Source organism: Janthinobacterium sp. GW822-FHT07H11 (assembly GCF_058798615.1).
Genome location: NZ_CM179507.1, coordinates 321,888 through 347,113, shown reverse-complemented (window position 1 = coordinate 347,113; position 25,226 = coordinate 321,888). Strand labels below are relative to the sequence as shown.

The 25,226-nt window shown below is 63.9% G+C and carries 22 protein-coding genes and 1 pseudogene; 12 read left to right on the top strand and 11 right to left on the bottom strand.

Annotation, left to right across the window (positions count from 1 at the left end; genetic code table 11):
• The first annotated feature begins 21 nt into the window (after positions 1 to 21).
• Positions 22 to 426, top strand: coding sequence for a VOC family protein (locus tag AC3RCJ_RS01490; protein ID WP_492962772.1), 405 nt, complete (start codon positions 22 to 24; stop codon positions 424 to 426).
• 123 nt (positions 427 to 549) lie between these two features.
• Here AC3RCJ_RS01490 and AC3RCJ_RS01485 read toward each other — a convergent pair whose 3' ends face one another.
• Positions 550 to 3,420: an insulinase family protein gene (locus AC3RCJ_RS01485; RefSeq protein WP_492962774.1), complete on the bottom strand. Its 2,871-nt coding sequence runs from the start codon at positions 3,418 to 3,420 to the stop codon at positions 550 to 552.
• A gap of 293 nt (positions 3,421 to 3,713) precedes the next feature.
• On the opposite strand from AC3RCJ_RS01485, the gene AC3RCJ_RS01480 reads away from it, so the two are divergent.
• The 5 genes from AC3RCJ_RS01480 (at position 3,714) to AC3RCJ_RS01460 (ending at position 8,875) form a co-directional block, all read left to right on the top strand.
• On the top strand, positions 3,714 to 5,126 hold the full coding sequence (locus AC3RCJ_RS01480; RefSeq protein WP_492962776.1) for a HAMP domain-containing sensor histidine kinase: 1,413 nt from the start codon (positions 3,714 to 3,716) through the stop codon (positions 5,124 to 5,126).
• Positions 5,123 to 5,665, top strand: coding sequence for a hypothetical protein (locus AC3RCJ_RS01475; RefSeq protein ID WP_492962778.1), 543 nt, complete (start codon positions 5,123 to 5,125; stop codon positions 5,663 to 5,665). The genes AC3RCJ_RS01480 and AC3RCJ_RS01475 overlap by 4 nt, the downstream gene beginning before the upstream one ends.
• A complete protein-coding gene (locus AC3RCJ_RS01470; protein ID WP_492962780.1) occupies positions 5,662 to 7,029 on the top strand; it encodes a sigma 54-interacting transcriptional regulator in 1,368 nt (455 codons plus the stop codon). Before AC3RCJ_RS01475 ends, AC3RCJ_RS01470 begins: the two co-directional genes overlap by 4 nt.
• A gap of 267 nt (positions 7,030 to 7,296) precedes the next feature.
• Complete coding sequence (locus AC3RCJ_RS01465) at positions 7,297 to 7,659, top strand: BON domain-containing protein (protein ID WP_034752546.1); 363 nt, start codon at positions 7,297 to 7,299, stop codon at positions 7,657 to 7,659.
• 202 nt (positions 7,660 to 7,861) lie between these two features.
• Positions 7,862 to 8,875: a bile acid:sodium symporter family protein gene (locus tag AC3RCJ_RS01460; protein WP_492962782.1), complete on the top strand. Its 1,014-nt coding sequence runs from the start codon at positions 7,862 to 7,864 to the stop codon at positions 8,873 to 8,875.
• On the opposite strand, the gene AC3RCJ_RS01455 is transcribed toward AC3RCJ_RS01460, so the two are convergent.
• Together AC3RCJ_RS01455 and AC3RCJ_RS01450 are read right to left on the bottom strand one after the other, a co-directional pair.
• Complete coding sequence (locus AC3RCJ_RS01455) at positions 8,827 to 10,290, bottom strand: UdgX family uracil-DNA binding protein (RefSeq protein ID WP_492962784.1); 1,464 nt, start codon at positions 10,288 to 10,290, stop codon at positions 8,827 to 8,829. The two genes, AC3RCJ_RS01460 and AC3RCJ_RS01455, sit on opposite strands and share 49 nt — an antisense overlap.
• Positions 10,287 to 11,519, bottom strand: a complete 1,233-nt coding sequence (locus tag AC3RCJ_RS01450; RefSeq protein ID WP_492962786.1) for a putative DNA modification/repair radical SAM protein — start codon at positions 11,517 to 11,519, stop codon at positions 10,287 to 10,289. Before AC3RCJ_RS01450 ends, AC3RCJ_RS01455 begins: the two co-directional genes overlap by 4 nt.
• 137 nt (positions 11,520 to 11,656) lie before the next feature.
• Between AC3RCJ_RS01450 and modA the strand changes: the two genes are divergently transcribed.
• From modA to AC3RCJ_RS01430, 4 genes are read left to right on the top strand one after another with little or no spacing between them, the layout of a single operon-like run.
• Complete coding sequence (gene modA, locus AC3RCJ_RS01445; RefSeq protein ID WP_492962788.1) at positions 11,657 to 12,415, top strand: molybdate ABC transporter substrate-binding protein; 759 nt, start codon at positions 11,657 to 11,659, stop codon at positions 12,413 to 12,415.
• A 15-nt stretch (positions 12,416 to 12,430) separates the two neighbouring features.
• The gene (gene modB / locus AC3RCJ_RS01440; RefSeq protein WP_492962790.1) at positions 12,431 to 13,102 is read left to right on the top strand and encodes a molybdate ABC transporter permease subunit; all 672 of its coding nucleotides are present in this window, start codon (positions 12,431 to 12,433) and stop codon (positions 13,100 to 13,102) included.
• Between the two features lie 5 nt (positions 13,103 to 13,107).
• Positions 13,108 to 13,809 carry a sulfate/molybdate ABC transporter ATP-binding protein gene (locus tag AC3RCJ_RS01435; protein ID WP_492962792.1) on the top strand — a complete coding sequence of 234 codons (702 nt, stop codon included), beginning with the start codon at positions 13,108 to 13,110 and terminating at the stop codon, positions 13,807 to 13,809.
• Between the two features lie 40 nt (positions 13,810 to 13,849).
• Positions 13,850 to 14,617 carry a TOBE domain-containing protein gene (locus AC3RCJ_RS01430; protein WP_492962827.1) on the top strand — a complete coding sequence of 256 codons (768 nt, stop codon included), beginning with the start codon at positions 13,850 to 13,852 and terminating at the stop codon, positions 14,615 to 14,617.
• A 92-nt stretch (positions 14,618 to 14,709) separates the two neighbouring features.
• Here the strand turns inward: AC3RCJ_RS01430 and AC3RCJ_RS01425 are convergent, their stop codons facing one another.
• A complete protein-coding gene (locus tag AC3RCJ_RS01425; protein WP_492962794.1) occupies positions 14,710 to 17,784 on the bottom strand; it encodes a response regulator in 3,075 nt (1,024 codons plus the stop codon).
• 245 nt (positions 17,785 to 18,029) lie between these two features.
• On the opposite strand from AC3RCJ_RS01425, the gene fnr reads away from it, so the two are divergent.
• Positions 18,030 to 18,788, top strand: a complete 759-nt coding sequence (fnr, locus tag AC3RCJ_RS01420) for a fumarate/nitrate reduction transcriptional regulator Fnr (RefSeq protein ID WP_492962796.1) — start codon at positions 18,030 to 18,032, stop codon at positions 18,786 to 18,788.
• A 126-nt stretch (positions 18,789 to 18,914) separates the two neighbouring features.
• Here fnr and AC3RCJ_RS01415 read toward each other — a convergent pair whose 3' ends face one another.
• From AC3RCJ_RS01415 to ccoN, 6 genes are all read right to left on the bottom strand, one after another.
• Positions 18,915 to 19,439, bottom strand: a complete 525-nt coding sequence (locus AC3RCJ_RS01415; RefSeq protein ID WP_492962798.1) for a FixH family protein — start codon at positions 19,437 to 19,439, stop codon at positions 18,915 to 18,917.
• A gap of 146 nt (positions 19,440 to 19,585) precedes the next feature.
• Positions 19,586 to 20,968, bottom strand: a complete 1,383-nt coding sequence (gene ccoG, locus AC3RCJ_RS01410; protein WP_492962800.1) for a cytochrome c oxidase accessory protein CcoG — start codon at positions 20,966 to 20,968, stop codon at positions 19,586 to 19,588.
• A gap of 4 nt (positions 20,969 to 20,972) precedes the next feature.
• Positions 20,973 to 21,893 (bottom strand): cytochrome-c oxidase, cbb3-type subunit III, encoded by a 921-nt coding sequence (gene ccoP / locus AC3RCJ_RS01405; protein ID WP_492962802.1) that lies wholly within the window; start codon positions 21,891 to 21,893, stop codon positions 20,973 to 20,975.
• On the bottom strand, positions 21,886 to 22,086 hold the full coding sequence (locus tag AC3RCJ_RS01400) for a cbb3-type cytochrome oxidase subunit 3 (protein ID WP_492962804.1): 201 nt from the start codon (positions 22,084 to 22,086) through the stop codon (positions 21,886 to 21,888). Before AC3RCJ_RS01400 ends, ccoP begins: the two co-directional genes overlap by 8 nt.
• A 1-nt stretch (position 22,087) precedes the next feature.
• Positions 22,088 to 22,702: a cytochrome-c oxidase, cbb3-type subunit II gene (ccoO, locus tag AC3RCJ_RS01395; protein ID WP_070223252.1), complete on the bottom strand. Its 615-nt coding sequence runs from the start codon at positions 22,700 to 22,702 to the stop codon at positions 22,088 to 22,090.
• Positions 22,703 to 22,717: 15 nt separating this feature from the next.
• Positions 22,718 to 24,145: a cytochrome-c oxidase, cbb3-type subunit I gene (ccoN, locus tag AC3RCJ_RS01390; RefSeq protein ID WP_046681775.1), complete on the bottom strand. Its 1,428-nt coding sequence runs from the start codon at positions 24,143 to 24,145 to the stop codon at positions 22,718 to 22,720.
• Positions 24,146 to 24,338: 193 nt separating this feature from the next.
• Between ccoN and AC3RCJ_RS01385 the strand changes: the two are divergent.
• Positions 24,339 to 25,025, top strand: a pseudogene (locus AC3RCJ_RS01385) (T6SS effector phospholipase Tle3 domain-containing protein); the annotation flags it as partial.
• Positions 25,026 to 25,043: 18 nt separating this feature from the next.
• Here the strand turns inward: AC3RCJ_RS01385 and ccoS are convergent.
• Positions 25,044 to 25,226: a cbb3-type cytochrome oxidase assembly protein CcoS gene (gene ccoS, locus AC3RCJ_RS01380; protein ID WP_100875003.1), complete on the bottom strand. Its 183-nt coding sequence runs from the start codon at positions 25,224 to 25,226 to the stop codon at positions 25,044 to 25,046.

Below are 25,226 nucleotides of genomic sequence, written 5' to 3'. Positions count from 1 at the left end.
AACGACCCACAAGGAGACATGATGGCCCGCAAAATCTTTGTCAATCTGCCCGTCCAGTCGCTCGAACGTTCGGTGGCGTTTTTCACGGCGCTGGGCTTCAGTTTCAACGCCCATTTTACGGATGAAACGGCAACCTGCATGATCGTTGCCGACGATATCTTCGTCATGCTGTTGACGCACGACAAATTCAAGCAATTCACGCCCAAGCAGCTGTGCGACACCACGGTGGCGACGGAAGTGCTGGTGTGCCTGTCGGCCGAGAGCCGGGGCGAAGTCGATGAGCTGGTGGCGAAAGCCGTCCAGGCAGGCGGCAGCCTCTACAAGGAGCCGATGGATTTCGGCTTCATGTATGGCCACAGTTTCCAGGACCTTGATGGGCATCAATGGGAATTGATGTATATGGAAGCAGGCGCCGTACCTGGCTGATCGGTGGTGGTATCGGATTACGCGGCGTGCCGCCGCTAATCCGACTTACGCTACGGCTCAGGCAGATCGGGTAGGTCGGATTAGCGCGGCAAAGCCGCGCGTAATCCGACGTCTCCGGCCAGCTTAGGAAGCCAGCGCCAGCAGATCGACCACCTCCAGGCCCGCCAGGTCTTGCGTGGTGTTGCCCGCGAATGCGGCGCGGCTAGGCTGGCCGTTTTTCAGCCAGGTGCGCGTGACCGCCTTGATCTGCGCCAGGGTGCAATTGAGGACGCCGGTGCGGAACTGCTGGCGCACGGCTTCCGTCGTGCCCCGCTGCCGCATGTTCCACGCCGTCAGCGCTTCCGCATACGGCGAATGCGGCTTGTCGAGGCCCTTGATGACGCAGATGATGGCTTCTTCCACCTGTTCCTGCGAGAAATCGCCGTCGAGGATCTGCTCCAGCGTCGTGCCGAAGTCGGCATACGTGCCGGCCAGGCGCGGATCGCGGTAGGAGCTGAGGATGAACGTGCCGGCACCGGCCGCATAGCTGGCGCTGCCGCCATAAGCGCCGCCTTTTTCGCGCAGGGCCGTATGCAGCACCTGGTTGGTCATCAGTTCGGCGGCCACGGCCAGCGCCGCGGCGTCCGGGCTGTGCACGCCGGGCACGGGCCAGGCGACGAAGCAATGGTTGATCTGGCTCGTCGCATGCAGGGCCGTGTTGGCCAGCGGCAAGGCGGCAGGTGCGGCGGCAACGGCTGGCGCGGCCGCATCTTTGCTGGCCGCCGGCAATTCCAGCAAACGGGCCAGGGTGATGCCATCCTGCTCCAGGCCGGCGCACAGCACGGTCGGCGGCTGGGCGATGATGTGCGCATGCAGGGTGTCGAGTTCGCGCGCGATTTCCTGCAAGCCGGCCGAGGTCTTGCTCAGTTGCTGCAAGCGGCGGTAGAACGGCAAGGCGGCCGGGCCGCCGACGATGTCGTCGAAGCGGCGCGTCGGCGACAGCGGCGCGCAGGCGGCCAGCATGGCGTAGCGGTTGCCCGATTCGGCCAGGCTGGAGAGTTTGTCCTGCACCAGGCTTTCGATCAGGAAGGCCAGGCGTTCCTCTTCATCGAAGCGGGGCTTGGCGATCCAGGCCGACAGGACGGCGGCGATGGCCGCGTGTTCTTCGCGCAAGCCGCTGGCCGAGAACGACAGTTCCACGCGCATCGTTTGTTCCGGGCGGGGAATGGCTTCCAGGCCGATGTGGAACGAGGGCACCATGCTCTGGCGCCAGGCGCTGGCGTCGTCGAAGGACATGTCGCCCACGCCCAGTTCCGGCGCCAGGTCCGTATATAAACGCAGCCATGGCCACGACGCTTCCGGCAAGCCCGACACGTCGTACAGCACGTTGGCATAGCTGATGCCGTTCGAGGCGATACTGAAGGCCACGGCGCCGTCGACGGCGGGCGGAATCGGCAGCGCCGGGCGCGGCAGCGCGCTGACGTCGCCCGGGCGGATGCGCGGCAGCACTTCGGAATTCGACGGCAATTGCTGATGCGCTTCCAGCGCGGCCGATTCAGCGACGATATGTTCGCGCTGGGCCTCCGTCAGCTTCGCCTGCAGGGCCGCCAGCTTGGCGTCTTCCTGCGCGGCGCGGTCGGTGAAGAAGGCGGCATCGGGCACCACGCGCGTGGTCAAACGGGTCGGGTTGGCGATCAGCTCGCGCACCAGCTGCTTGAAGAATGCCGGGTCCTCGATCTGCTGTTCCAGCGTTTCCAGGATGGCCGCATTGTCGAAGGCATCCATGACGTTGCCGTCATACATGGCCAGCGGCAAGGCGTGCAGCAAACGGCCCAGGCCGTAAGGCATGCGGCCGCTGCTGATTTCGCGCTGGCTGTATTTGATGTCGCGCAAGGCCGCGTGCAGCACGGCGGCCGGGATGCCCTCTTGCGCCGTCTCTTCCAAAGCCGTCCAGATGCGCTGGTGCGCGTCGGCGATCTGTTCTTCCGTCAAGCCTTCCATGCCGATGTGGAAGACCATCTGGCGGATGCCCGCGTCGCGGCCATTCATGTCCGACGGGCGGCCATAGCCGGCCGATTCCATGGCGCGCATGACGGGCGCCGACGATTCGCCCAGCAAGCCGTGCGACAGCAAATGGGCGTGGTAGTAGGCGATGGGGTCGCTCGACTCGCCCATCAGCCAGGCGAATTGCAGGCCGAATTCGTCGTCGCGCGCTTCCTGCGATGGAATTTTCACCACATTTTCCTGCGGCGCCGTCCACGCGGGTGCCAGCTGCGGCAGGCGGCGCGGGCTAAAGCCGCTGAGCTTGGACAACACGCGCTCGGCCACCTGTTCCTGCACGGCCGACGCTTCGATATTGCCGGCGGTCATGATCACGGCTTGCGACGGGTGGTAGTGGCTGGCGTGGAATTCCTTGAGCATGGCATGCGTGAGTTCCGGGATCACGAGGGGATCGCCGCCCGATTCCACTTCGTACGTCGTGCCCTTGAGCAAGGTGCTGGCGATGCCGCTGTCGAGTGCGCGCATGGGGCTGTTGAAGGCGCCCTTCATTTCATTGAAGACGATGCCCTGGTACACCAGCTTGTCGCCTTCAAACGCATGGCGCCAGCCTTCCTGGCGGAAATTCAGGTAATCGAGGTTGGGGAAGAAGGCCGCGTCCAGGTACACGTCGAGCAGGTTGAAGAAATCCTTGCGGTCGGTGCTGGCGAACGGGTACACGGTGCGGTCCGGATAGGTCATCGCATTCATGAAGGTGGCCGTCGAGCGGCGCAGCATCGAGAAGAAGGGGTCGCGCACCGGGTAGCGGGCCGAGCCGCACAGGGCCAGGTGCTCGAGGATGTGGGCGCGCCCGTCGCTCACTTCGGGCACAGTGGGAAAGGCCACCAGGAACACCATTTCAGCCTGCTCGGTATGCATGTGGATATGGCGCATGCCCGTTGCGGGGTCGACATATTGCTCGATGGTCGCCTGCAAGACTGGAATGAAGTTGCTGCTGACTTTTTCAAATGTGCTCATGCGGTATGGGATCTCTGCGGTAGGTGAGTCGGATGGTCGGTGGACATGCATCACATCTGGGGGCAACACGGCGTATTGCCAGGGCCTGCCGCCAAGGCGGAGGGGCACTTTGATGCCTGTGTGAAGTTTTTCCCTATTGTACTAGGAGTAGTCCTGCCTCGCCGACGGGGACTCGCTGGCGGCCGGAAAAGCCACAGTGTTGCAAAATTGATCATTTCGTGGTGGCTGGCGTCCGCGAATCGGCGCTTCGCGTACCATGCGGTTTTTCACCAGACTGTAGCGAAGGCCGCATCTTGTCCAGACTTTCTTTCCGCCAACTGTTATTTGCCGCCTTCATCCTGACGGCAGGCATTTTGACGGCCACCTCCGTGCAAGCCTTGCTGACCCTGGAACACCTGGCGCGGCTGGGGCGTGAGACGGCGGCGCAGGCGATCACCCTGACGGAACAGTCGCAGCGCCTGTCCGAGCGCACCCTGGCCATGGAGCGCAGCGCGCGGCAATTCCTTGTGCTGGACGACCCCGTGTTCCGCGAGCGCTTTGCGGCCGCCCGCGCCGACGCCACGGCGGCGCTGCAGTCGCTGAACCGCGCCACGCCCCATTTCGCGCCGCAACTGGCCGACGAGTGGACGGCGCAGGCGCAAGCGGCGTGGGAAGTATTGCAGGCCGGCAAGCGCCGCAAGCGCGACGGCCATGCCGTCGTCTACCGCGCGTTTGCGCGCATGACGCAGATCAATGACAGCCTGGCCCGCGAAAGCAAGACGGCCATCGGCAGCCGCAACGATGCGCTGCTGGTGGAGCTCGAGCGCCAGCGCCGCCTGCTCAGCGCGCTGGTCATCGGCGCCGTGCTGCTGGCGGCCGTGCTGGCCACCTGCTTCGGCTTCCTGCTGTCGCGCCCCTTGCGCCGCATCAAGACGGCCATCGAGCGCCTGGGCGACAAGCGCTACGACCAGCCCATCGTCGTCGGTGGCCCGGCCGACACGCGCCGCCTGGGCCAGCAGCTGGACTGGCTGCGCCAGCGCCTGGCGGACCTCGATGCCGACAAGGAACGCTTCCTGCGCCATATCTCGCATGAGCTGAAAACGCCGCTGGCGGCCCTGCGCGAAGGCGTGGCCCTGCTGGAAGACGAGGTGGCCGGCAAGCTCAGCGAGGGCCAGCGCGAAATCGCCGGCATCCTGCGGCAAAACACGGCCTCGCTGCAAACGCAGATCGAGGACTTGCTGCGCTACAATACCGCCGCCTTTGACGCCCAGCACCTGGCGCACAGCAAGGTCGACTTGCTGGTCTTGCTGCACGATGTGGTGGCCGGGCAGCGCCTGCAATGGCAGGCACGCCGTTTGAGGGTCGAGGTGCAGGGTGCATCGCTGATCGTGCAGGCCGACCGCGACAAGCTGGCCACCGCCCTGGCGAATCTGCTGTCGAACGCCGTGCGCTTCAGCCCGGAAGGCGGCACCGTGCATTTTGCGCTGTCGGGCGAGGATGGCCGCGCCCGCATCGACTGCATCGACGAAGGCAGCGGCGTGGCGCCCGAGGACGCCGAGCGCATCTTCGAACCGTTTTACCAGGGGGTGCGCCAGGCCAGCGGCGCGCGCAACGGCAACGGCATCGGCCTGTCCATCGTGCGTGAATATATCGCCGCCCACGATGGCAGCGTCACTCTTTTACCGCGCCCCGCCGGCGCGCATTTTCGGATAGAACTGCCTTTATGATGACGAGAATTTCCGTGGCCGCCATGGCCGCCTGTGCGCTGCTGTTGGGCGCTTGCGCCAGCAAGCCCGCCAAACAGACGCCCGTGCTGGTGCAGACGCCGCCCCGCGTGGTGGTGGTGATGGACCCCCAGCTGGCCGAACTGCTGGCGTACCAGAACGCCTTGCGCCTGATGACGCCGTCGGAACTGGCGAAGGCCCAGCTGGACCTGGCCAAGGCCGACACGGCGCCGCAGAACGCCATCCGCCGCGCCATGCTGCACGCCAGCGTGCGCGCGCCGGGCGACCTGGCCCGCGCGCAGGCGCTGCTCGAACCGCTGGCCACGGCCACCGGCAAGGACGCGCAACTGCTGGCGCCGCTGGCGCAATTGCTCGGCGGCCAGTATGCGGAGCTGCGCCGCCAGGAAGACAGCCTCGACAAGCTCAATGCCCAGCTGCGCGACGCCCAGCGCCGCATCGACTTGCTCAATGAAAAACTGGAAGCGCTGAAAAACATCGAGCGCAGCCTGTCCGTGCGGCCCGCCGCGGGAGTGTCGAAATGAGCGAGCACGCCCACATTTTATTGGTCGACGACGATCCTGACCTGCTGCGCCTGCTGACCATCCGCCTGCAAGCGGGCAATTACCGCGTGACGGCCGTGGGCAGCGCGGAAGCGGCACTGGCGCGCCTGGCCGTGGAGTTGCCGGCCCTGGTCATTACCGACGTGCAACTACCGGGCCGCGACGGCCTGGCCCTGTTCGATGAAATCCGCCGCCAGCACGCGGCCCTGCCCGTGATTCTCTTGACGGCGCATGGCACCATTCCCGACGCCGTCGAGGCGACGGCGCGCGGCGCGTTTGCCTACCTGACGAAACCGTTCGACGGCAAGCTCTTGATGGAAAAAGTGGCCTGCGCCGTCAACCTGTCCACCGTCATGCCGGCGCCGGCGTCCGGCGACGAAAGCTGGCGTGCCGAACTGATCAGCCGCAGTGCGCAGATGGCCGAGCTGCTGGCCGAAGCCAAGCTGGTGGCCGGCTCCGACGCCAGCATCCTGATCCGCGGCCCCAGCGGCACGGGCAAGGAATTGCTGGCGCGCGCGCTGCACAACGCCAGCCGCCGCGCCAAGGCGCCGTTCATCGCCGTCAATTGCGGCGCCATTCCCGAGCAGCTGCTCGAATCGGAACTGTTCGGCCACGTCAAAGGTTCGTTTACGGGCGCCGTCGGCAACCGCGAAGGTTTGTTCCAGGCGGCCGATGGCGGCACCCTGTTTCTCGATGAGATCGGCGACATGCCGCTGCCGCTGCAGGTGAAACTGCTGCGCGTGCTGCAGGAGCGGGCCGTGCGCCCCGTCGGCGCCGACCAGACCCGGCCCGTCGACGTGCGCCTGCTGTCGGCCACGCACCGCGACCTCGATGTGGCCATGGCGGAAGGGCAATTCCGTGAAGACCTGTATTACCGCCTGAACGTAGTGACCTTGACCCTGCCGCCGCTGGCCGAGCGCCGCGAAGACATCGCCTTGCTGGCGAACCATTTCCTGCAGAAGCTGGCCGCCAAGTACGACAAGCCGCTGAACGGCTTCGCGCCCGACGCCCTGACGGCCCTGGTGGCGGCGCCCTGGCCCGGCAACGTGCGCCAGCTGGTCAATGTGGTCGAGCAGGTGTGCGCGCTGGCCACGGCGCCGCTGGTGCCCTTGTCCCTGGTGCAGCGGGCCTTGCGCGTGCCCTCGCTCGAAGCGCTCAGCTATAACGAAGCCAAGCAGCGCTTCGAACGCGACTACCTGATCCAATTGCTGCGCCTGACGGACGGCAACGTGGCCGACGCGGCCCGCCTGGCCGACCGCAACCGCACGGAGTTCTACCGTTTACTGCAGAAATACGAGCTGACGCCAGCCCTGTTCCGGCTTGACGGCGACCCTGTCGCTGATTAGCGACAAAAATAAGGTGTTGTAAATCAGCGACTTAGCCTGAAACATTGATATTGTTGCCACAAGCTGTCGCTGGCAGGCGACAAAAAGCCCGGTTTTTCGTGCCGGATGCGCCTGAAACGCACTGGAAAAATCGAGTCTTCATGTAAGTTATTGATTTTAAATGAAATTTAAAAGCTGGCACGGCGCTTGCTGTATGGGTAGGTGTGACGCTTCAAAGTGTTGCTTTATCCAAGTAAGAAGCTTTTAACTTCATTGAGAGGAACTACCATGCAAACATCGAAACTGTTCAATACCCTGGTCGCCGCTATCGTACTGTCGGGCGCTTCGATCACCGCTTCGCATGCAGCTGACTCCGCCCCAAAAGCACAAGCTCCTGCTGACACCGTCGTGGCCGCCAACGCTGCCGCCGCCGTCCCTGATGAAACCATCACTTCCTCGGCCAAGGCCGCCCTGAGCGCCGATGCGCAAGCCGCTGCCCTGCCAGTCAAGGTAGCAACCCAGCAAGGCGTGGTCGTCCTGTCGGGCGACGTGCCGAGCGCCGAAGCGGGTGACCGCGTCGTGCAGATCGTCGCTTCCGTGAGCGGCGTGAAAGAAATCAAGAACGAGCTGAAAGTCAAAGCCGCCGGCTAATTGCCCTCGCGCTGTACTTTACTCCGGGTTGCCCTGTCTGCGGACAGGGCATTTTTTTGTGCCATTGTGTCCACAAGCCACGCTTGCTTGCAGGCAGGTAGCTCGGCAATGGGGTTAGAATAGCCAGCACTGGCGCCGTTTCCGGCGCTTTTTGTCATCCATGGCGCAGTGTTGCAAGGCTGGGCCGCTACCAGGCTACCGCATGTCTTCTTTTTCCCCCGCCGCCCTGCTGCGCAATCTGAAACCCGACAATTTCACCATCGCCCTGCTCGTTACCGTGGCGCTGGCCAGTTTCCTGCCCTGCACGGGCCAGACGGCCGTGGTCTTCGGCCATATCACCACGGTGGCCATCGCCGCCCTGTTCTTCCTGCACGGCGCCAAGCTGTCGCGCGAAGCCGTGGTGGCCGGCGTCATGCACTGGCGCCTGCATTTGCTGGTGCTGGCCAGCACGTTCATTTTGTTTCCCCTGCTGGGCCTGGCCCTGCGGCCGCTGGCGCTGACCTTCCTCACGCCCGAGCTGTACGTGGGCATCCTGTTCCTGTGTGCGCTACCATCGACCGTGCAATCGTCGATCGCCTTGACGGCCATGGCGCGCGGCAATGTGCCAGCCGCCATCTGCAGCGCCTCGGCCTCGAATTTCATCGGCATCTTCCTCGCGCCCATCCTGGTGGGCTTGCTGGTGGCCAAGGGCGCGGAAAGCAAGTCGTCGGTGGACGCGGTATTGTCGATTGTCATGCAATTGCTGCTGCCCTTCCTGGCCGGCCAGTTCCTGCGCCGCTGGATAGGCCGCTGGGTCGACCGCCACAAGGCCATGCTGAAATTCGTCGACCAGGGCTCGATCTTGCTGGTGGTCTATACGGCCTTCAGCGAAGCCGTCAGCGAAGGCCTGTGGCACACGATCTCGGTGGAAACCTTGGTCGCCCTGGGCGTGTTCAGCATCGTGCTGCTGGCCCTGGTCCTGGGCCTGATGACATTCATCAGCCGCCGCCTGGGCTTTAACAAGGAAGACGAGATCGCCATCGTCTTTTGCGGTTCGAAGAAAAGCCTGGCCAGCGGCGTGCCCATGGCCAAGGTCTTGTTTGCCACGCACTCGCTGGGCATGGTGATTTTGCCGCTGATGCTGTTCCACCAGATCCAGCTGATGATCTGTGCCGTGATCGCGCAGCGCTATGCGCGGCGCGACGAGGCGCAGGAAGTGCCGGTGACGACGCCGTGATGCGGCTCCTGCAGTAGCCGCAGCGCCTGCCGCAAGCCATCGACAATCACCGCGTAGGCCTGGCGCCGGCTCTCTTCGTCCCGTGCGCGCAGCACGTACGACGGGTGATACACGGTCACCACCCAGCGCCCGTCGCGTTCGATGGGCGTGCCGATCAGCGGCGTCATGCTGGCCGCGCCATCCTGCAGTACGGATTTTAATGCCGTGCTGCCCAGCGCCACGACCACCTGCGGTTGCACGCTTCGTAGCTCTTCCTCCAGCCAGCCGCGGCAGGCGAGGATTTCGCGCTGCGCAGGCGTCTTGTGCAGGCGGCGCTTGCCGCGCGGTTCCCACTTGAAATGCTTGACGGCATTGGTCAGATAGATGCTGTCGCGCGCCAGGCCCGCTTCCTGCATGGCCTGGTCCAGCACGGCGCCGGCCGGGCCGACAAACGGCTGTCCGGCCAGGTCTTCCTGGTCGCCCGGCTGCTCGCCGACGAGCATGATGCGGGCGGTGTGCGGGCCTGTGCCGGGCACGGCTTGCGTGGCGCTCTTCCATAACTCGCAGCGGCGGCACTGGTCCAGCGTCGTGGCAGTCGCGCGCGCGGGTTGGGCCCGCTCGGAGTTGATCTGGATCATGGCGGCGCCCTGGCGCTGTCCCACGCTGGCCGTCTGGCCCGTGCGCCGCTCGCCGTTGGCTGCGCCGCTCAGCATGGCGGGCACGATGGCGCCTTCGGGTAAATTTTTCCAGAAGCGCGAGGGGATATGGCTGTGCAGCAAGTCGGCATTCACGCGCGCGGGATTGAAGATGCTGCGGTAGTAGGTGAGCCATAGCGCTACGCCCGCATCGTCGATGTCGGCCGCGCCACGCAGCAGGGCCGGTCCCGCGTGCAAGGTGGCGCCATCCCACAGCATGCTGGCATCCGGTGTGGCGATCATCCAGCTGATGGAGCCCATGCGGCGCGCGAAGTGGCGCGCCACCTGCGGCAGCACCTCGTGCGTGGGCTCGAACCAGGCGACAAAACGGGGCGCGCCGTCACTGTCCGGCCGCTCGCGGAAGCGCACATACGCATGCATGTCGTGCTCCTCGCGCCGCACGGCCTTGACCATGGCGTGCAGGCGCGCGCCGTCCGCGTCGGCCGGCGACACCACGTCGTGCTGGCCCTGCTGCCAGCGCCAGAGCACCTGGTACAGGAAGGCCCAGCGGTCATGCACGTTGAAACAGGCGGCGCTCTCCAGCAATGCCACCAGTTGGCGGGGCAGGCGCAGTAGTGGCGCGTTGGTATCCGTGGCCTCTGGCGTGGAGGAAAACAGGTCGCCCTCGCCGGGCTGCGATTGCCAGGCCACTTCCGCAGGCGGCACGCCGCGCGCGATCAGTTCGCGCGCCGCCGCGCGCCACGCGTCGAACGATTGCGCCAGCCGGACGACACTGCTCATGCCGCCTGCAACTCCGGCCACAGATTCATTTGCTGCGGTGCATCGGCCATGGCGCGGCGCAGGTGTTCCGAAGCGGTGGTGTCGCGCGCGGGAAAGTAATCGGCCGTGATGATGAACGGGGCAATCTTTTTCATGCTGCAGCGCAGGCGCGACAGGTCGGCATAGCGCACCTGGCGCAAGCGGCGCAGGTCGACGATGCGCTGCGCGTTGCGCAGGCCGATGCCCGGTACGCGGGCGATCATGTGCTGCGCCGCGCGGTTCAAGTCCAGCGGAAAATGTTCGCGGTGCGCCAGCGCCCAAGCCAGTTTCGGATCGATGTCGAGCGCCAGGTTGCCGCCGCTGGCGGGCAGCAGTTCGCTGGCCTGGAAACCATAGCTGCGCAGCAAGAAATCGGCCTGGTACAGCCGGTGTTCGCGCAGCATGGGCGGCGGCGCCAGCGGCACGCTTTTCGGGCTGTCGGGGATGGGGCTGAAGGCCGAGTAGTACACGCGCTTGAGTTTATAGCTGCCGTACAGGGTCTCGGCCGTGGCGAGGATCTGCTGGTCGTCGCTGGCGTCGGCGCCGACGATCATCTGCGTGCTTTGCCCGGCCGGCGCGAAGCGGGGAGAGCGCGGTTCTTCGGCCTTTTCATCGAGCTTGCGACGGATGGCGCCCATGGCCAGCTTGATCGTGTGCACGCTCTTTTCCGGCGCCAGCTTTTGCACGCTGTCCTGGGTCGGCAATTCGATGTTGACGCTGAGCCGGTCGGCATAGCGGCCCGCCTGCGCGACCAGGGCGGGGTCCGCATCGGGGATGGTTTTCAGGTGGATGTAGCCGCGGAACTGGTGTACTTCGCGCAACTCGCGCGCCACCTGCACCAGCTGCTCCATCGTGTAGTCGGCCGACCGGATGATGCCGGAACTGAGGAACAGGCCGTCGATGTAGTTGCGCAGGTAAAAGTCGCTGGTCAGTTTCACCACTTCGGCCACCGTAAAGCGGGCGCGCGGCACGTTCGAGGTACGGCGGTTGACGCAGTACTGGCAATCGTACAGGCAGTAATTGGTCAGCAGCACTTTCAGCAGCGAGACGCAGCGCCCGTCCGGCGTGTAGCTGTGGCAAATGCCCATGCCCGAGGTGGCGCCAAAACCGTCCTTGCCGATGGAATCGCGCTTCGGTGCGCCGCTGCTGGCGCAGGACGCATCGTACTTGGCCGCGTCGGCCAGGATTTCCAGCTTGTCCGTCAATTCCATGGCTCACCTCGATATACTGTGTTTATATACAGTATATCAGGGAATCGGCTTGGTACCGGCTTGATCTGTGCAATGGCAGAACGCTATATATCGGTGTATATTACGGGCCTGGTTCTCTTCTCATCAAGGATACGATCATGCGCCTCACCTCCCTCGCCCGCCTGCTTGGCGCCACCCTGCTCGCCACCGCCGCTACCTCCGCCCTTGCCGGCGAAGTGGTGGTGTCGGCCGCGGCCAGCCTGACGAACGCATTCAAGGATGCGGCGCAAAGCTACGAGGCACAGTATCCGGGCAGCAAGGTGTCCTTGAACTTTGCCGCCTCGGGCGTGCTGCTGCAGCAGATCGTCAAGGGCGCGCCCGTGGACGTGTTTGCCTCGGCCGACCAGGAAACCATGGATGCGGCGCAAAAGCAGGGCCTGGTGCTGCCGGCCGACCGGCAGGATTTCGTCGGCAACAGCCTGGTGCTGATCGTGCCGCACGATAGCAAGCTGGGCATCAAGAGCTTGAGTGACCTGACGCACAAGGGCGTGACCCGCGTGGCCATCGCCAATCCGGCCAGCGTGCCCGTCGGCCGCTATTCGGAAGGCGCGCTGAAGAAGGCGAATCTGTGGGACGCCGTGCAGCCGAAAGCCATCGGCACGCAGAACGTGCGCCAGTCGCTCGACTACGTGGCGCGCGGCGAAGTCGATGCGGGCTTTGTCTACGCCACCGACGCGGCCATCATGAAAGACAAGGTCAACGTCGTGCTGGACGTGCCATTGGACGCGCCCGTGCTGTACCCGATCGCCACCATCAAGGGCAGCGGCAATGCGGCCGAAGCGAAGCGCTTCGTCAGCTACCTGCAGACGGCGCCGGCGCAAGCCATCCTGGCCAAGTACGGCTTCAAGAAACCCTAAGGCCACCGCGCCCGCATGGATATCGCCTGGACCGCGCTGGCCCTGTCGCTGAAAGTAGCGGCCTGGGCCACGGCGCTCAATTTGCTGCTCGGCATCGGTACGGGCTATCTGCTGGCGCGCGCGCGTTTTCCCGGGCGCGAGTTGCTCGACGCCCTGTTGACCCTGCCGATGGTGATGCCGCCCACCGTGCTCGGCTATTACCTGCTGGTGCTGCTGGGCCGGCGCGGCACCCTGGGCATCTGGCTGCAGGATAACTTCGGCATCAACCTCATTTTTACTTGGCAGGGCGCCGTGATCGCCTCGACCGTGGTCGCCTTTCCCCTCGTCTTCAAGCCCGCGCGCGCCGCCTTCGAGGCCGTTGACGGCCAGCTGGAGCAGGCGGCACGCGTGCTGGGCATTTCGGAGCTGGCGATTTTCTTCCGCGTTACGTTACCGCTGGCCTGGCGCGGCATCCTGGCCGGCGTGCTGCTGGGATTCGTGCGCGCGCTCGGCGAATTCGGCGCCACGCTGATGGTGGCCGGCAGTATTCCCGGCAAGACGCAGACCCTGTCGGTGGCCGTGTATGAAGCCGTGCAGGCGGGCCAGGATGACGCCGCCAACATGCTGGTGCTGATCACCTCGCTCGTCTGCATCGCCGTGCTGCTGGCCGCCGGCCGCCTGGCGCCCGGGCGCATCGTACACAAATGACGCCCATGCAACTCGACCTCGACATCCGCGCCACCTTGCGCTCCGGCAAACGCCGTTTCGACATGCATGTGCAATGCACGTCCAGCAGCCAGCGCATCGCCGTGTATGGCCCCTCCGGGGCCGGCAAGAGCATGACCCTGAAAGCCATTGCCGGACTCTTCACCCCGGAGGCGGGCCATATCCGCCTGAACGGGCGCACCCTGTTCGATTCGGCCGCCGGCATCAACTTGCCGCCGCAGCAGCGCAATGTCGCCTACCTGTTCCAGGATTACGCGCTGTTCCCGCACCTGACGGTGCGCCAGAACGTGGGTTTTGGCCTGAGCCGCGGCTGGTTCAACCCGCGCGCGCGCGAAAAATTGCAGAAGGTCGAGCATTGGCTCGACGCGTTTCACTTGCAGGAACTGGCGCACCAGTATCCCGACGAGTTGTCCGGTGGCCAGCGCCAGAGGGTGGCGCTGGCGAGGGCGCTCGTGGCCGAGCCGGCCGCGTTGCTGCTCGACGAGCCGTTTGCCGCCCTCGATCCGGCCCTGCGTGTCAAAATGCGGCTGGAACTGAGCCAGTGGCAGCAGCGCCTGGACGTGCCCATGATCCTGATCACACATGATCCGGAAGATGCGCGCATCCTGGGTGAGCATGTGCTTTACTTGCGTGACGGACAAATTGACAGCATGGAAAAAAATAAGGCATGGGGTGAACGCATTGGATAAATCAGCGGCAGCGGAAATCGGCCTGCAAGGCTCGGTATGGATGACGGTGGGCGGTGAGCACCTGGGCGGCGCCGGCAGGGTGGAATTGCTGGGCGCCATCGCCGAGTGCGGCTCCATCACGCAGGCGGCCAAGCTTGTGAAGATGAGCTACAAGGCGGCCTGGGACGCCATCGACGCGATGAACAACCTGGCCGGCGAGCCGCTGGTGGAGCGCCTGACGGGCGGCAAGGGCGGCGGCGGCACGCGCCTGACGCAGCGGGGGCGCCAGTTGGTCGACAATTTCCGTATCATCGAGCGCGAGCATGCCCGCTACCTGCGCCAGCTGGGCAGCCAGGCCGAAGGCATCGCCGACGATCTTTTACTCATACGGAGAATGGCCATGAAAACCACGGCACGCAATCAATTCCTCGGCAAGGTGGCCGAACTGAAACAGGGCGCCGTCAACGATGAAGTGACCCTGGAACTGCCGGGCGGCCAGCACATCGTGGCCATCGTCACGCAGGGCAGCAGCGCAAGCCTGGGCCTGGTGCCCGGTGCGGAAGCGTTTGCGCTGATCAAGGCTTCGTCCATCATCCTCGTGGCCGACAGCGCCGGCGCGCGCTTTTCGGCGCGCAACCAATTGGCCGGGCTGGTGACGCGCGTGCAGACGGGCGCCGTGAACACGGAAGTGGTGCTGGACCTGCCGCATGGCGGCACGATCGCCGCCATCATCACCAACCAGAGCAGCAGCGAGCTGGGCATCGAGATCGGCAGCAATGTGACGGCGATTTTCAAGGCGTCCAGCGTGATCCTGGGCGTGCCGGCGTAAATGGGGTAGGTCGGATTAGCGCGCAAGCGCGTAATCCGACAAGGTTCCGGGGTCAGACCCGGCGGGTCTGACCCCAGTTTTACGTTGCAGGCTTAATCCTTCAGCCTGGACAACCAATCCGCCGCCGCTGCCAGCACCCGTTCCAGTTCCTGCGCCGCCTGTGCCAGCAGCGCCGGTACCTCGTCCAGGCGGCCCGCGTCGATGGCTTCCTCGGTGGCAAACGCGGCGCGGATCAGGCGCTTCGTGCCCAGCGTCCCCACGGAGCCGCGCATGCTGTGCAGGATGCGCGCCACGTCGCTGTGGCGGCCCGCCTGCAAGGCCGTTTCGGCGTCGCGCAAGGGCGTCATGCCCTTGTTCAGCGCATCTTCCACCATGCGCCGCAGCACGCCGCGTCCCTTGGCGTCGCGCCCCATCACGCGCATCAGCGGCGCCATGGAAAACACCTCTTCATCGACGGCCGGCGCCGGCTCGGCCGCCTGCAGCTGTGGCCGCTTCGGCAGGTGGCGCGCGATCACGGCCATCATCTCTTCCACCACCACGGGCTTGGCGATGAAGTCGCTGATGCCGGCCGTCATGCAGCGCTCGCGTTCGGAGGCCAGCACGCCGGCCGTCATGGCGATCACGGGCAAGGTCAGGCGCAGTTCCGTGCGGATGATGTGGGTGGCGCTGAAGCCGTCCATGACAGGCATCTGCATGTCCATCAGCACGATGTCGTAGCGCAGCGCTTCCGTGCGCAGCCGTTCCACGGCCTGCAGGCCGTCGCCGACCACGTCCAGGGTAGCGCCCATGTGTTCGAGGATGCCGCGCGCCACGGCCTGGTTCAGGTGGTTGTCTTCCACCAGCAGGAAATGCACGCCGGCCAGTTCCGTGCCCAGCGGCTGGTGCAGGATGCGCTGCTCGCCGCCCTCATGCTTGGCGATCAGCGCCTGGTGCAGGGCGTCGAACAGGCTCGAACCCGTGATCGGCTTCATCAGCACGACGTCGGCCTCGGCCGCGCTGGAGATTTCTTCCAGGTGATTGCGGGCGAAGGCGTTGACCATCACCACGATGGGCTGGCGCTGGCCGGCGGCCGCCTGGCGGATGGCCTTGGCCGTGGCCAGGCCGTCCATGACGGGCATGTGCCAGTCGGCCAGCACCACGTCGTAGGGCTGCTGCTGCGCCAGGCGCTCGCGGTACAGTTCGATGGCGGCAAAGCCGGAATCGACCTCGTCGGCGTTCCAGCCCCACGCTTCGATCAGTTTGACGATCAGTTCGCGCGTGGTGCGGTTATCGTCGGCCACCAGCAGGCGCAGCTGGCCCAGGGTCGGCGTGCGCCGCGTTTCGGCTGGCTGCGCCAGTATCTCGAAGGGCACGCTGAACCAGAAGCGGCTGCCCTTGCCTTCGCTGCTGGCGACGGCGATTTCGCCGCCCATCATGTGGATCAGCTGCTTGCTGATGGCCAGGCCCAGGCCCGTGCCGCCGAAGCGCCGCGTGATGCTCTGGTCGCCTTGTGAAAACGCGGCAAACAGCTGCTGCTGTTGTAATTCTGTCATGCCGATGCCCGTATCGCGCACTTCGAAGCGCAGCCAGGCGCGCCCCTTGTCTTTCTCGGCCAGGCTGACGGCCACCACCACTTCGCCGCTCTCGGTAAACTTGATGGCGTTGCCGGCCAGGTTGACGAGGATTTGCTGCAGGCGCTGGGCATCGCCCAGCAGGCGCCGCGGCACGTCGGGTTCGACGGCGATGGCCAGCTCCAGCTCCTTCTCGCCCGCATTCATGGTCATGGTCGTGGCCAGCGTATTCATGACTTCGTCGAGGTCGAATTCGACGGGCGACAATTCCATGCGGCGCGCCTCGATCTTCGAATAGTCGAGCACGTCGTTCAGGATGCCCAGCAGCGACTGGCCCGCCACGCGCACCATGGTCAGATACTTGCGCTGTTCCGTATCGAGCTTGGTATTTCCGAGCAGATACACCATGCCCAGCACGGCATTGAGCGGGGTGCGGATTTCATGGCTCATATTGGCCACGAAATCGCTCTTCGCGCGGTTGGCCGCCTCGGCCCGGTCGCGTTCCTGTTCCAGTTCCGCCGCGCGCGATTCGAGCTCCTGCTGCAGGCGGTCGCGTTCGCTCATCAGGCCGTTGAACGCTTCCGTCAGTTCGCCGATCTCGTCGCGCTGCTGCACCGGCACGGGGGTGAAGCGGCTGCCGCTGCTGCGCAGCGCTTGCAGGGTGTCGCGCAGGCGCACCAGCGGCGACAGCAGGCGCACGGTGACCCAGCCCAGCACTGCCGCGGCCAGCAGCGAGGCCAGGGTGCTCCACAGCACCAGCCGGTATAGCACGCCGTCGAACGGTTCGAAGGCGTCATCGATGGGCAGCGAGGCCGCGAGCAGCCAGTTTACGGACTTCAGGCGCTTGAAGCTGTTGACGGCCGTGATGCCGCGGCTGTTGGTGCTGACCATGCTGCCTTCGCCGTCGTCCTTCAGCAGCTGCGTGGTGGTCAGGTTGGCGTTCGGCTGGCGCGGCTGCAGCAAGCGGCTGGTATCGGGATGCAGCACGTAGCGCGGCACGGCGCCGCGCGTGAGGATGAAGTAATAGCCGCTCTTGCCGATCTTTTCCGTGCGCAGGCGGCCCAGCAGGTTGTCCTTGTACAGGCGCAGCACGCCGATCACCACGCCGGCCACCTGGCCGTCGGCGCCCAGCACGGGTGCCGCCATCTGCACGATGGGCAGGCCGCTCGATTTGCCCAGCATCGGTTCGGTGATCATGGGCTGGCGCGTGCGCAGCACGGTCTGGAAATACTCGCGCTCGGCGACGTTGATGCCAGCGCGTCCCGCCACTTCCGGCATGTCGGCCACGACGGCGCCATGCGCGTCCAGCACTAGCACGTCGTCGAACAGCACCAGCATCGAGCGGCGCGAATAATATTGGCGCAACTGGGCGGGCTGGGCAATCAATTCGGGCGGCTGCTGCCTGGCCGTCAGCGTGACGATCTGCAGCAGCATGGCCAGCTTGTCATCGAGTTCAGCGGCCGTGCGGGTGATCAGGGCCGACTGCTGGCTCAGCAGTACCTTGGTGAAGTCGTCGCGCATGTGCCGCACCTGTATCATGGTAACCAGGGCAATCATGGCGATCGAGGTCAGGCTGGTTGCCAGCGCGACTTTTGCTTTTATGCCGAGAGGCTTCATAGTTTCCTTTTCAGTACCGGGCGGCACAGGCGGCAGAGGCAGATAATGCTGTCAAGAATTTTCCTATCAATACCCCAGCTTGGCAAGCGCCACCGCGCAATTTCCCCTCCCCACATGGTCTTTTGACGATGTTGCCATATAATTAAATGCAAGACGTCGTTTATTCGGCGAAATTACGGTGAAATTGGCACACGGCAACCGTGTATGCAGTAAACTTGTTGTTGCATTTTCTAAAAGGTACCGACATGACTGAAGCGCTACTCTCTCCAACCTTGCCCACAGTGACCGTGGAAGCGTTGCGTGCGCGATGCTCGACCTGCAGCATGCACCAATTGTGCCTGCCGATGGGGCTCGATGTGGGCGACATGGACAGGCTGGACCAGATTATCGGACGCCGCCGCAAGATCGTGCGCGGCGCTTCGCTGTTCCGCATCGGCGACTCGTTCCAGAACCTGTATGCGATCCGCCTGGGCCACTTCAAGACCTACCAGATCAATCCGGGCGGCGAAGAGCAGGTGACGGGTTTCCAGATGGCCGGCGAACTGCTGGGCATGGATGCCATCAGCGCCGACCGCCACCACTGTAATGCGGTGGCCCTGGAAGACAGCGAAGTATGTGAAATCCCGTTTTCCAGCCTGGAACAATTGCTGGGCAATATGCCGACCCTGCTGCGCCATTTCCACCGCATGATGAGCCAGGAAATCACGCGTGAGCAAAGTGTCATGTTGTTGTTGGGTAACATGCAGGCGACGCAGCGCTTTGCCGCCTTCATCGTCAACCTGGCGTCGCGCTATGAAGCGCGCGGCTATTCGAGCAGCAAGTTCCAGCTGCGCATGTCGCGCGAGGAAATCGGCAATTACCTGGGCCTGACCATCGAGAGCGTCAGCCGTTTATTGTCGAAATTTAAGAAGGAAGGCTGGCTGCGCGTCTCCAACCGCGAGATCGAGATCTTGCAGCCAGCCAAACTGAAGGCCATTACGGCCGGCACCGACATCTGCAAATAACAGCACCGTCAAAACCTGCTGCGCGTCGCGCTTTGCGGCCTGCGATGCTCGCTGTGCTCTAGCACAGCTGCGCTTCTTAGCCACAAATCACTGCCGCTCGCTACGGTTTTTTCCCGGCGCTGTACGTTATAGCTCTTCATCGGCGTGCAGCGCGATGCTGCGCTGCAGCGGCCAGGTCCAGATGCCGGACAGGCGCCATTCGCGCTTGTCGTTTTCCACCAGTACCTGCCAGCGGCTGCGCTCGAGCATCGGCAGCGCCACCGAGAAATTACCCTGGGCATCGGGCTGCACCAGCAGCTTGATGTCTTTTTCCGGCAGGGTCGCATGCGCCAGGTGCAGTTGCAGCGGGCCCTGGTAGGCCTTGCCGAAGCTGTGCACGGAACCGGCCAGGCGCGCCTGCGCCACGTCGTAGGACAGGCTGGTGTCCATGGCCAGGTTGCTGGCGGCCGTGTCGCGCTTCAAATCCTGGTTGATGGCCTTGCCCTGCTTGTAATAATCGCCCACCACCAGCGCATCGGGTTGCGTAAACGCAATATAGCCCATGAAGCTGCCGACGACCACGGACAGGCCGGGACCGATCATCAGCAGCCATGGCCAGCGATGCTTGTACCACGGTGCAACGGGAGGTTGCAGTTTCAGACTGTCGGACATTGTGTTCTCCTTGGGGCCGGACCCTTTGGGTCTGACCCCAGCTTTTGCTTCCGGGTTGAAAATCAAGTGACCCTAGCGCATGATTGATGATACCCCTGCGGCGAAATACCGGGGTCGGACCCGGAGGGTCCGACCCCAAATCAACATCACCGCGGCACGATGAAGACCGCGCTTTCACGCACATGCAGCGACGGGTCGTCCAGCGATTGCAACTCGATTGCGATCTTGTTCGACCCCTTTTCTCCCACGCCGTGCGGCACGCGCAGGCGGATCGGCCAGCCCAGCGTTTCCGTCGGCTGCAAGGTCACTTCCTCGCGCGTCAGCAAGGTCAGGCCCGGCAAGCCGGAAGCGCTGATTTTAAAATGCTGGGTTTGCTCGGAGGTGTTCATGATCTGCAGGCGGTAGACGTTTTCGATCATGCCGTCTTCCACTTCGCGTCCCATCGAACCGCGGTCGCGGATCACGTCCATCTTCAGCGGCGTGCGCAGGGCCAGCGAGGTACACACGGCGATGATGATCAGGGCCAGGATGGACGTGTAGATCAGCACGCGCGGGCGCATGGCGCGCTGGCGGATCTGCTTCGAATTGAAGTTGTTTTCCATCGCATGGTCGGTACTGTAGCGTATCAAGCCACGCGGCCGCTCGACCTTGTCCATCACGGTATTGCAGGCATCGACGCAGGCCGCGCAGCCGATGCATTCATACTGCAGGCCGTTGCGGATATCGATACCGGTCGGACACACCTGCACGCACAGGGTGCAGTCGATGCAGTCGCCCAGCTTGTCGTTGTTGCCGGCCTTCTTGCTCATGGCGCCGCGTGGTTCGCCGCGCTTGGCATCGTAGGTGATGATCAGGGTGTCCTGGTCGAACATGGCGCTCTGGAAGCGCGCGTAGGGGCACATGTATTTGCACACCTGCTCGCGCAGCCAGCCCGCGTTGCCGTAGGTTGCCAGGCTGTAGAACAGCACCCAGAACCATTCCCAGGGACCGAAGTTGAGGGTTTGCACGGAATGCGCGAGTTCCTTGATCGGCGTGAAGTAGCCGACAAAGGTAAAGCCCGTCCACAGGGCAATGGCGCCCCACACCAGGTGCTTGGCCGTCTTCTTGGCCGTCTTGCGCAGGGACGGACCCTGCTTGTCGAGGGCCATGCGCGCGCTGCGCGTGCCCTCGATGCGGCGCTCGACCCACAGGAAGATTTCCGTGTACACCGTTTGCGGGCAGGAGAAGCCGCACCAGACCCGCCCCGCAATGGCCGTGACGAGGAACAGCAGATAGGCACAGATGATCAGCAGGGCCGCCAGATAGATGAAATCCTGGGGCCACAGCACGACGCCGAAAATGTAGAACTTGCGCGTGGTCAAATCGAACAGCAGGGCTTGCCTGCCATTCCAGTTCAGCCACGGCAAGCCGTAGAACGCCAGCTGGGTAAGCCAGACGCATACCCATCGCCAGGTAGCGTAGCGTCCTTTGGCCTCGCGAGGATAGATTTGCTCGCGGGCCGCATACATCTTGATGACTTGAGGTTCCATTACATCATTTCACGGGCGTCTGGGGATTCGACAGGCTCCAGACATAGGCCGACAGCACGTGGACTTTCGATTCGCCGAGGAAGTCACTGAAGGCCGGCATGGTGTTGTTGCGTCCCTTGCGGACCGTTTCCATGATGGTATCAGCACTGCCGCCGTACAGCCAGATCTTGTCCGTCAGGTTGGGCGCGCCCAGCATCGGGTTACCCTTGGCATCGGCGCCGTGACAGGCCATGCAGGCACCGAACTTGCCCTTGCCCAGCACGGATTTGACGGGGTCCGAGGTGGAACCGGACAGGCTCAGCACGTAGTGGGCCACGTTCTCGATGTCTTTTTCGGAACCGAGCGCGGCACCCATCGGCGGCATCTGGCCATTGCGGCCATGCATGATGGTGGTCTTGATGGTGGCAGGATCGCCGCCATACAGCCAGTCCTTGTCCGTCAGGTTGGGGAAGCCCTTGTTGCCGCGCGCATCCGAACCGTGGCATTGCGCGCAGTAGGTCAGGAACAGGCGCTGGCCGATGGCTTGCGCTTGCGGATCGGCAGCTACCGTCTTGATATCCTGGCTCAGGTACTTGTTGAACAGGGGGCCGTAATCGGCTTCCGCCTTCTTCAGCTCTTCCTCGTACTGGCCCGTCGATTTCCAGCCCAGGCTGCCGGCATAGGTGCCCAGGCCCGGATACAGGAACAGGTAGGCCAGCGCGAAGACGATGGTGATGTAGAACAACCACATCCACCAGCGCGGCATCGGCGTGTTGAGTTCCTTCAAGTCCTCGTCCCAGACGTGGCCCGTGGTGCCGTCGGCGGGGGCGCCGGCGGCCACTTTCACTTTCGACTGCGAGTACAGCAGCACGCCGCAGCCGATGATGCCCAGCAGGGACAGCACGATGATGTAGATGTTCCAGAAGCCATTGGTAAAGTCAGCCATGGTTGCGCTCCTCTTGTGCCGGCACGGCATCGGCCGGATAGTCGAGCGCCTCGTCGGCGAACGGCAGGCGTGCCGCCGCGTCGAAGTCGCCATTGCTGCGGCTGAACGTCCACCACAGGATGCCCACGAATGTCATAAAGGAAACCACCGTCATGACGCTGCTGGCGCTGTCAAACAGGTTCTCGATTGCCATGCTAATTCCTTGTTTTGATTAATGTACCGAGGCCTTGCAGATAGGCGACCAGGGCGTCTTCTTCCGTCTTGTCCTGCAGCTGGGCTGGGCCGGCGGCGATTTCTTCATCGCTGTAGGGCTGGCCCAGGCGCTTCAGGGCGCGCATCTTCGGCATGATGTCGTCGGGCACCAGCTTGGTCTTCGCCAGCCAGGGGTAGGCCGGCATGTTCGACTCGGGCACCACGTCGCGCGGGTTGTTCAAGTGCGTGCGGTGCCATTCATCGCTGTAGCGGGCGCCGACGCGGGCCAGGTCCGGCCCCGTGCGCTTGGAACCCCACTGGAACGGACGGTCATACACGAACTCGCCGGCGACCGAATAGTGGCCATAGCGTTCCGTTTCCGCGCGCAGCGGACGCACCATCTGCGAGTGGCAGTTGTAGCAGCCTTCGCGCACGTAGATGTCGCGGCCCGCCAGGCGCAGCGGCGAATACGGCTTCAGGCCGGCGACCGGTTCCGTCGTGCTCTTCTGGAAGAACAGGGGAACGATCTCGACGGCGCCGCCGATGCTGATCACCACCGTGACCAGGGCGATCAGCAGCCAGGGGTTTTTTTCAATCCATGCATGTGAAAATTTCATTTGCTTTTGCTCCTATCAGGCGTGCGCCGCGTTCAGTTCCGGAATGCGGGCGACGGGGAGTTTGCTGCCGCGCAAGGTCATCCAGGTGTTGTAGCCCATGATGCACATACCCGACAGGTACAGCAGGCCACCGGCCACGCGCACCACGTAGTACGGATACGTTGCTTTCACGCTCTCGACAAAGGTGTAGGTCAGGGTGCCGTCCGGATTGACCGCGCGCCACATCAGGCCCTGCATCACGCCGGCGATCCACATTGCCGCGATGTACAGCACGATGCCGATGGTGGCCACCCAGAAGTGCACGTCGACCAGGCGCGTGCTGTGCATCTGCGTGCGGCCCGCCAGGCGCGGCAGCAGGTAGTAGATCGAACCCATGGTGATGAAGCCCACCCAGCCCAGGGCGCCCGCATGCACGTGGGCAACGGTCCAGTCGGTGTAGTGCGACAGCGAGTTGATGGTCTTGATCGACATCATCGGACCTTCGAAGGTGGCGATGCCGTAGAACGACAGCGAAACGATCATGAATTTCAGGATCGGGTCGGTGCGCAGCTTGTGCCAGGCGCCCGACAGGGTCATGATGCCGTTGATCATGCCGCCCCAGCTTGGTGCCAGCAGGACCAGCGAGAAGACCATGCCGATCGATTGCGTCCAGTCAGGCAATGCCGTGTAGTGCAGGTGATGCGGGCCCGCCCACATGTAGGTGAAGATCAGCGCCCAGAAGTGGACGATGGACAAACGGTACGAGTACACGGGGCGCTCGGCCTGTTTCGGGATGAAGTAGTAGACCATGCCCAGGTAGCCGGCGGTCAGGATGAAGCCCACCGCGTTATGGCCATACCACCACTGGATCATGGCGTCCTGCACGCCCGCATAGGCGGAATACGACTTGGTGAACGAGGCTGGCATGACGGCGCCATTGACCACGTGCAAAATCGTCACGGCCAGGATGTAGGCGCCGAAGAACCAGTTGGCCACGTAGATGTGCTTGACCTTGCGCTTGATCAAGGTGCCGAAGAACACGATGGCGTAGGCGATCCAGACGACGGCGATGAGGATGGCGATAGGCCATTCCAGCTCGGCGTATTCCTTGCCGCGGGTCAAGCCCATGGGCAGGCTGACGACGGCGCACAGGATCACCGCTTGCCAGCCCCAGAACGTGAAGGCGGCCAGCTTGTCGGAAAACAGGCGCACCTGGCAGGTGCGTTGCACGACGTAGTACGAGGTGGCGAACAGGCCGCAGATGCCGAAGGCGAAAATCACCGCATTCGTGTGCAGCGGACGCAAACGTCCGTATGTCAGCCAAGGTATGTCGAGGTTCAGGGCAGGCCAGGCCAGCTGAGCGGCGATGATAACGCCAACCAGCATGCCGATGATGCCCCATACCACAGTAGCGACCGCGAATTGCTTCACGATCTTGTAGTTATAGTTCAGCGATTGATCCACAAAGACTCTCCCTGGAATTACTATTTATGATGGTGGCCAGAGAGTAAGTGTTTGACCGCGAAAAAACTTTGATGTGGATCAAAATTCCCTATATGAAATAAGCGTAGCTAACTGACATCGAAATAAAGTGATCTGCCGGGCAAAAAAAGCCATGCAAGATCCCTGCAACAGCTGGCTTGAGATGGCGTAAAACATGCGCAGAGGCAAGGGCTTACAGTGGCTGCTCCAGACACGCCCAAGGCCCGCCATGGAAGAGCCCGAACGCCGCGACCCGTTTGCCGCCCAGGTAGACCTGGTCGTCGGCAAGGCCGAGGGCACGACCCTGTTCGATCACGGCAAGCTCGCTTGCCTGCAGCAGATGCCATCGCCGGGCATCGTCATCTTCGTGCATGGCGTCAATTCCGACGGTGAGTGGTACCGGGCGGCCGAAGCCGGCCTGTGCCAGGTCCTGAACACGCGCATGAAGCGCTGCGACGAGCATATGGTCCATGCCACGGCGCAGGCGGGGCAGCTGACGCCGGTGGGCTATCGGAGCGAACTGAGCGATGACGGCTATGTCGATCCCGACTACACGGCCGCCACCTTTATCGGGCCGCAAGCGCATTTCTCGCCCGTGATCCAGTTCCGCTGGGGCTACAAGGCCAGCGACAGGGAATTGCAGCAATATGGCGATGCGGTCTACCTGAACGAACACGCTTACTGGGGCGGCGGCCCGTTCGCCAATGGCTGCTCCTCGCTGCCGGATCTGTGGGGCGAGGGTCTGTCGGACGCCCTCTTCCTGTTCATCCACATCGAGCATCTGAATCCCGTCAACGACCGCATCGTGTCTGCCTGCCCGCCGCGCCCCTATTGCGTGCTGGCCGCGCTGCGCCTGGCGCACCTGGTGGGGCGCGCAGGGTTATTCGCGCTGAGGCGCCGGCGGGGCGGCCGCTTCCGGCGGCGTATCGTCATCCTGCAGCACGCGCAGGCCCGGTCCGACGAGGTCGTCGAACTGGCCGCTGTCCGAGGCGGTGAAATACACCCATAGCGCGATGAACACGACCACGACGCTCAAGGGGATGAGGAGATACAGTGCTTCCAT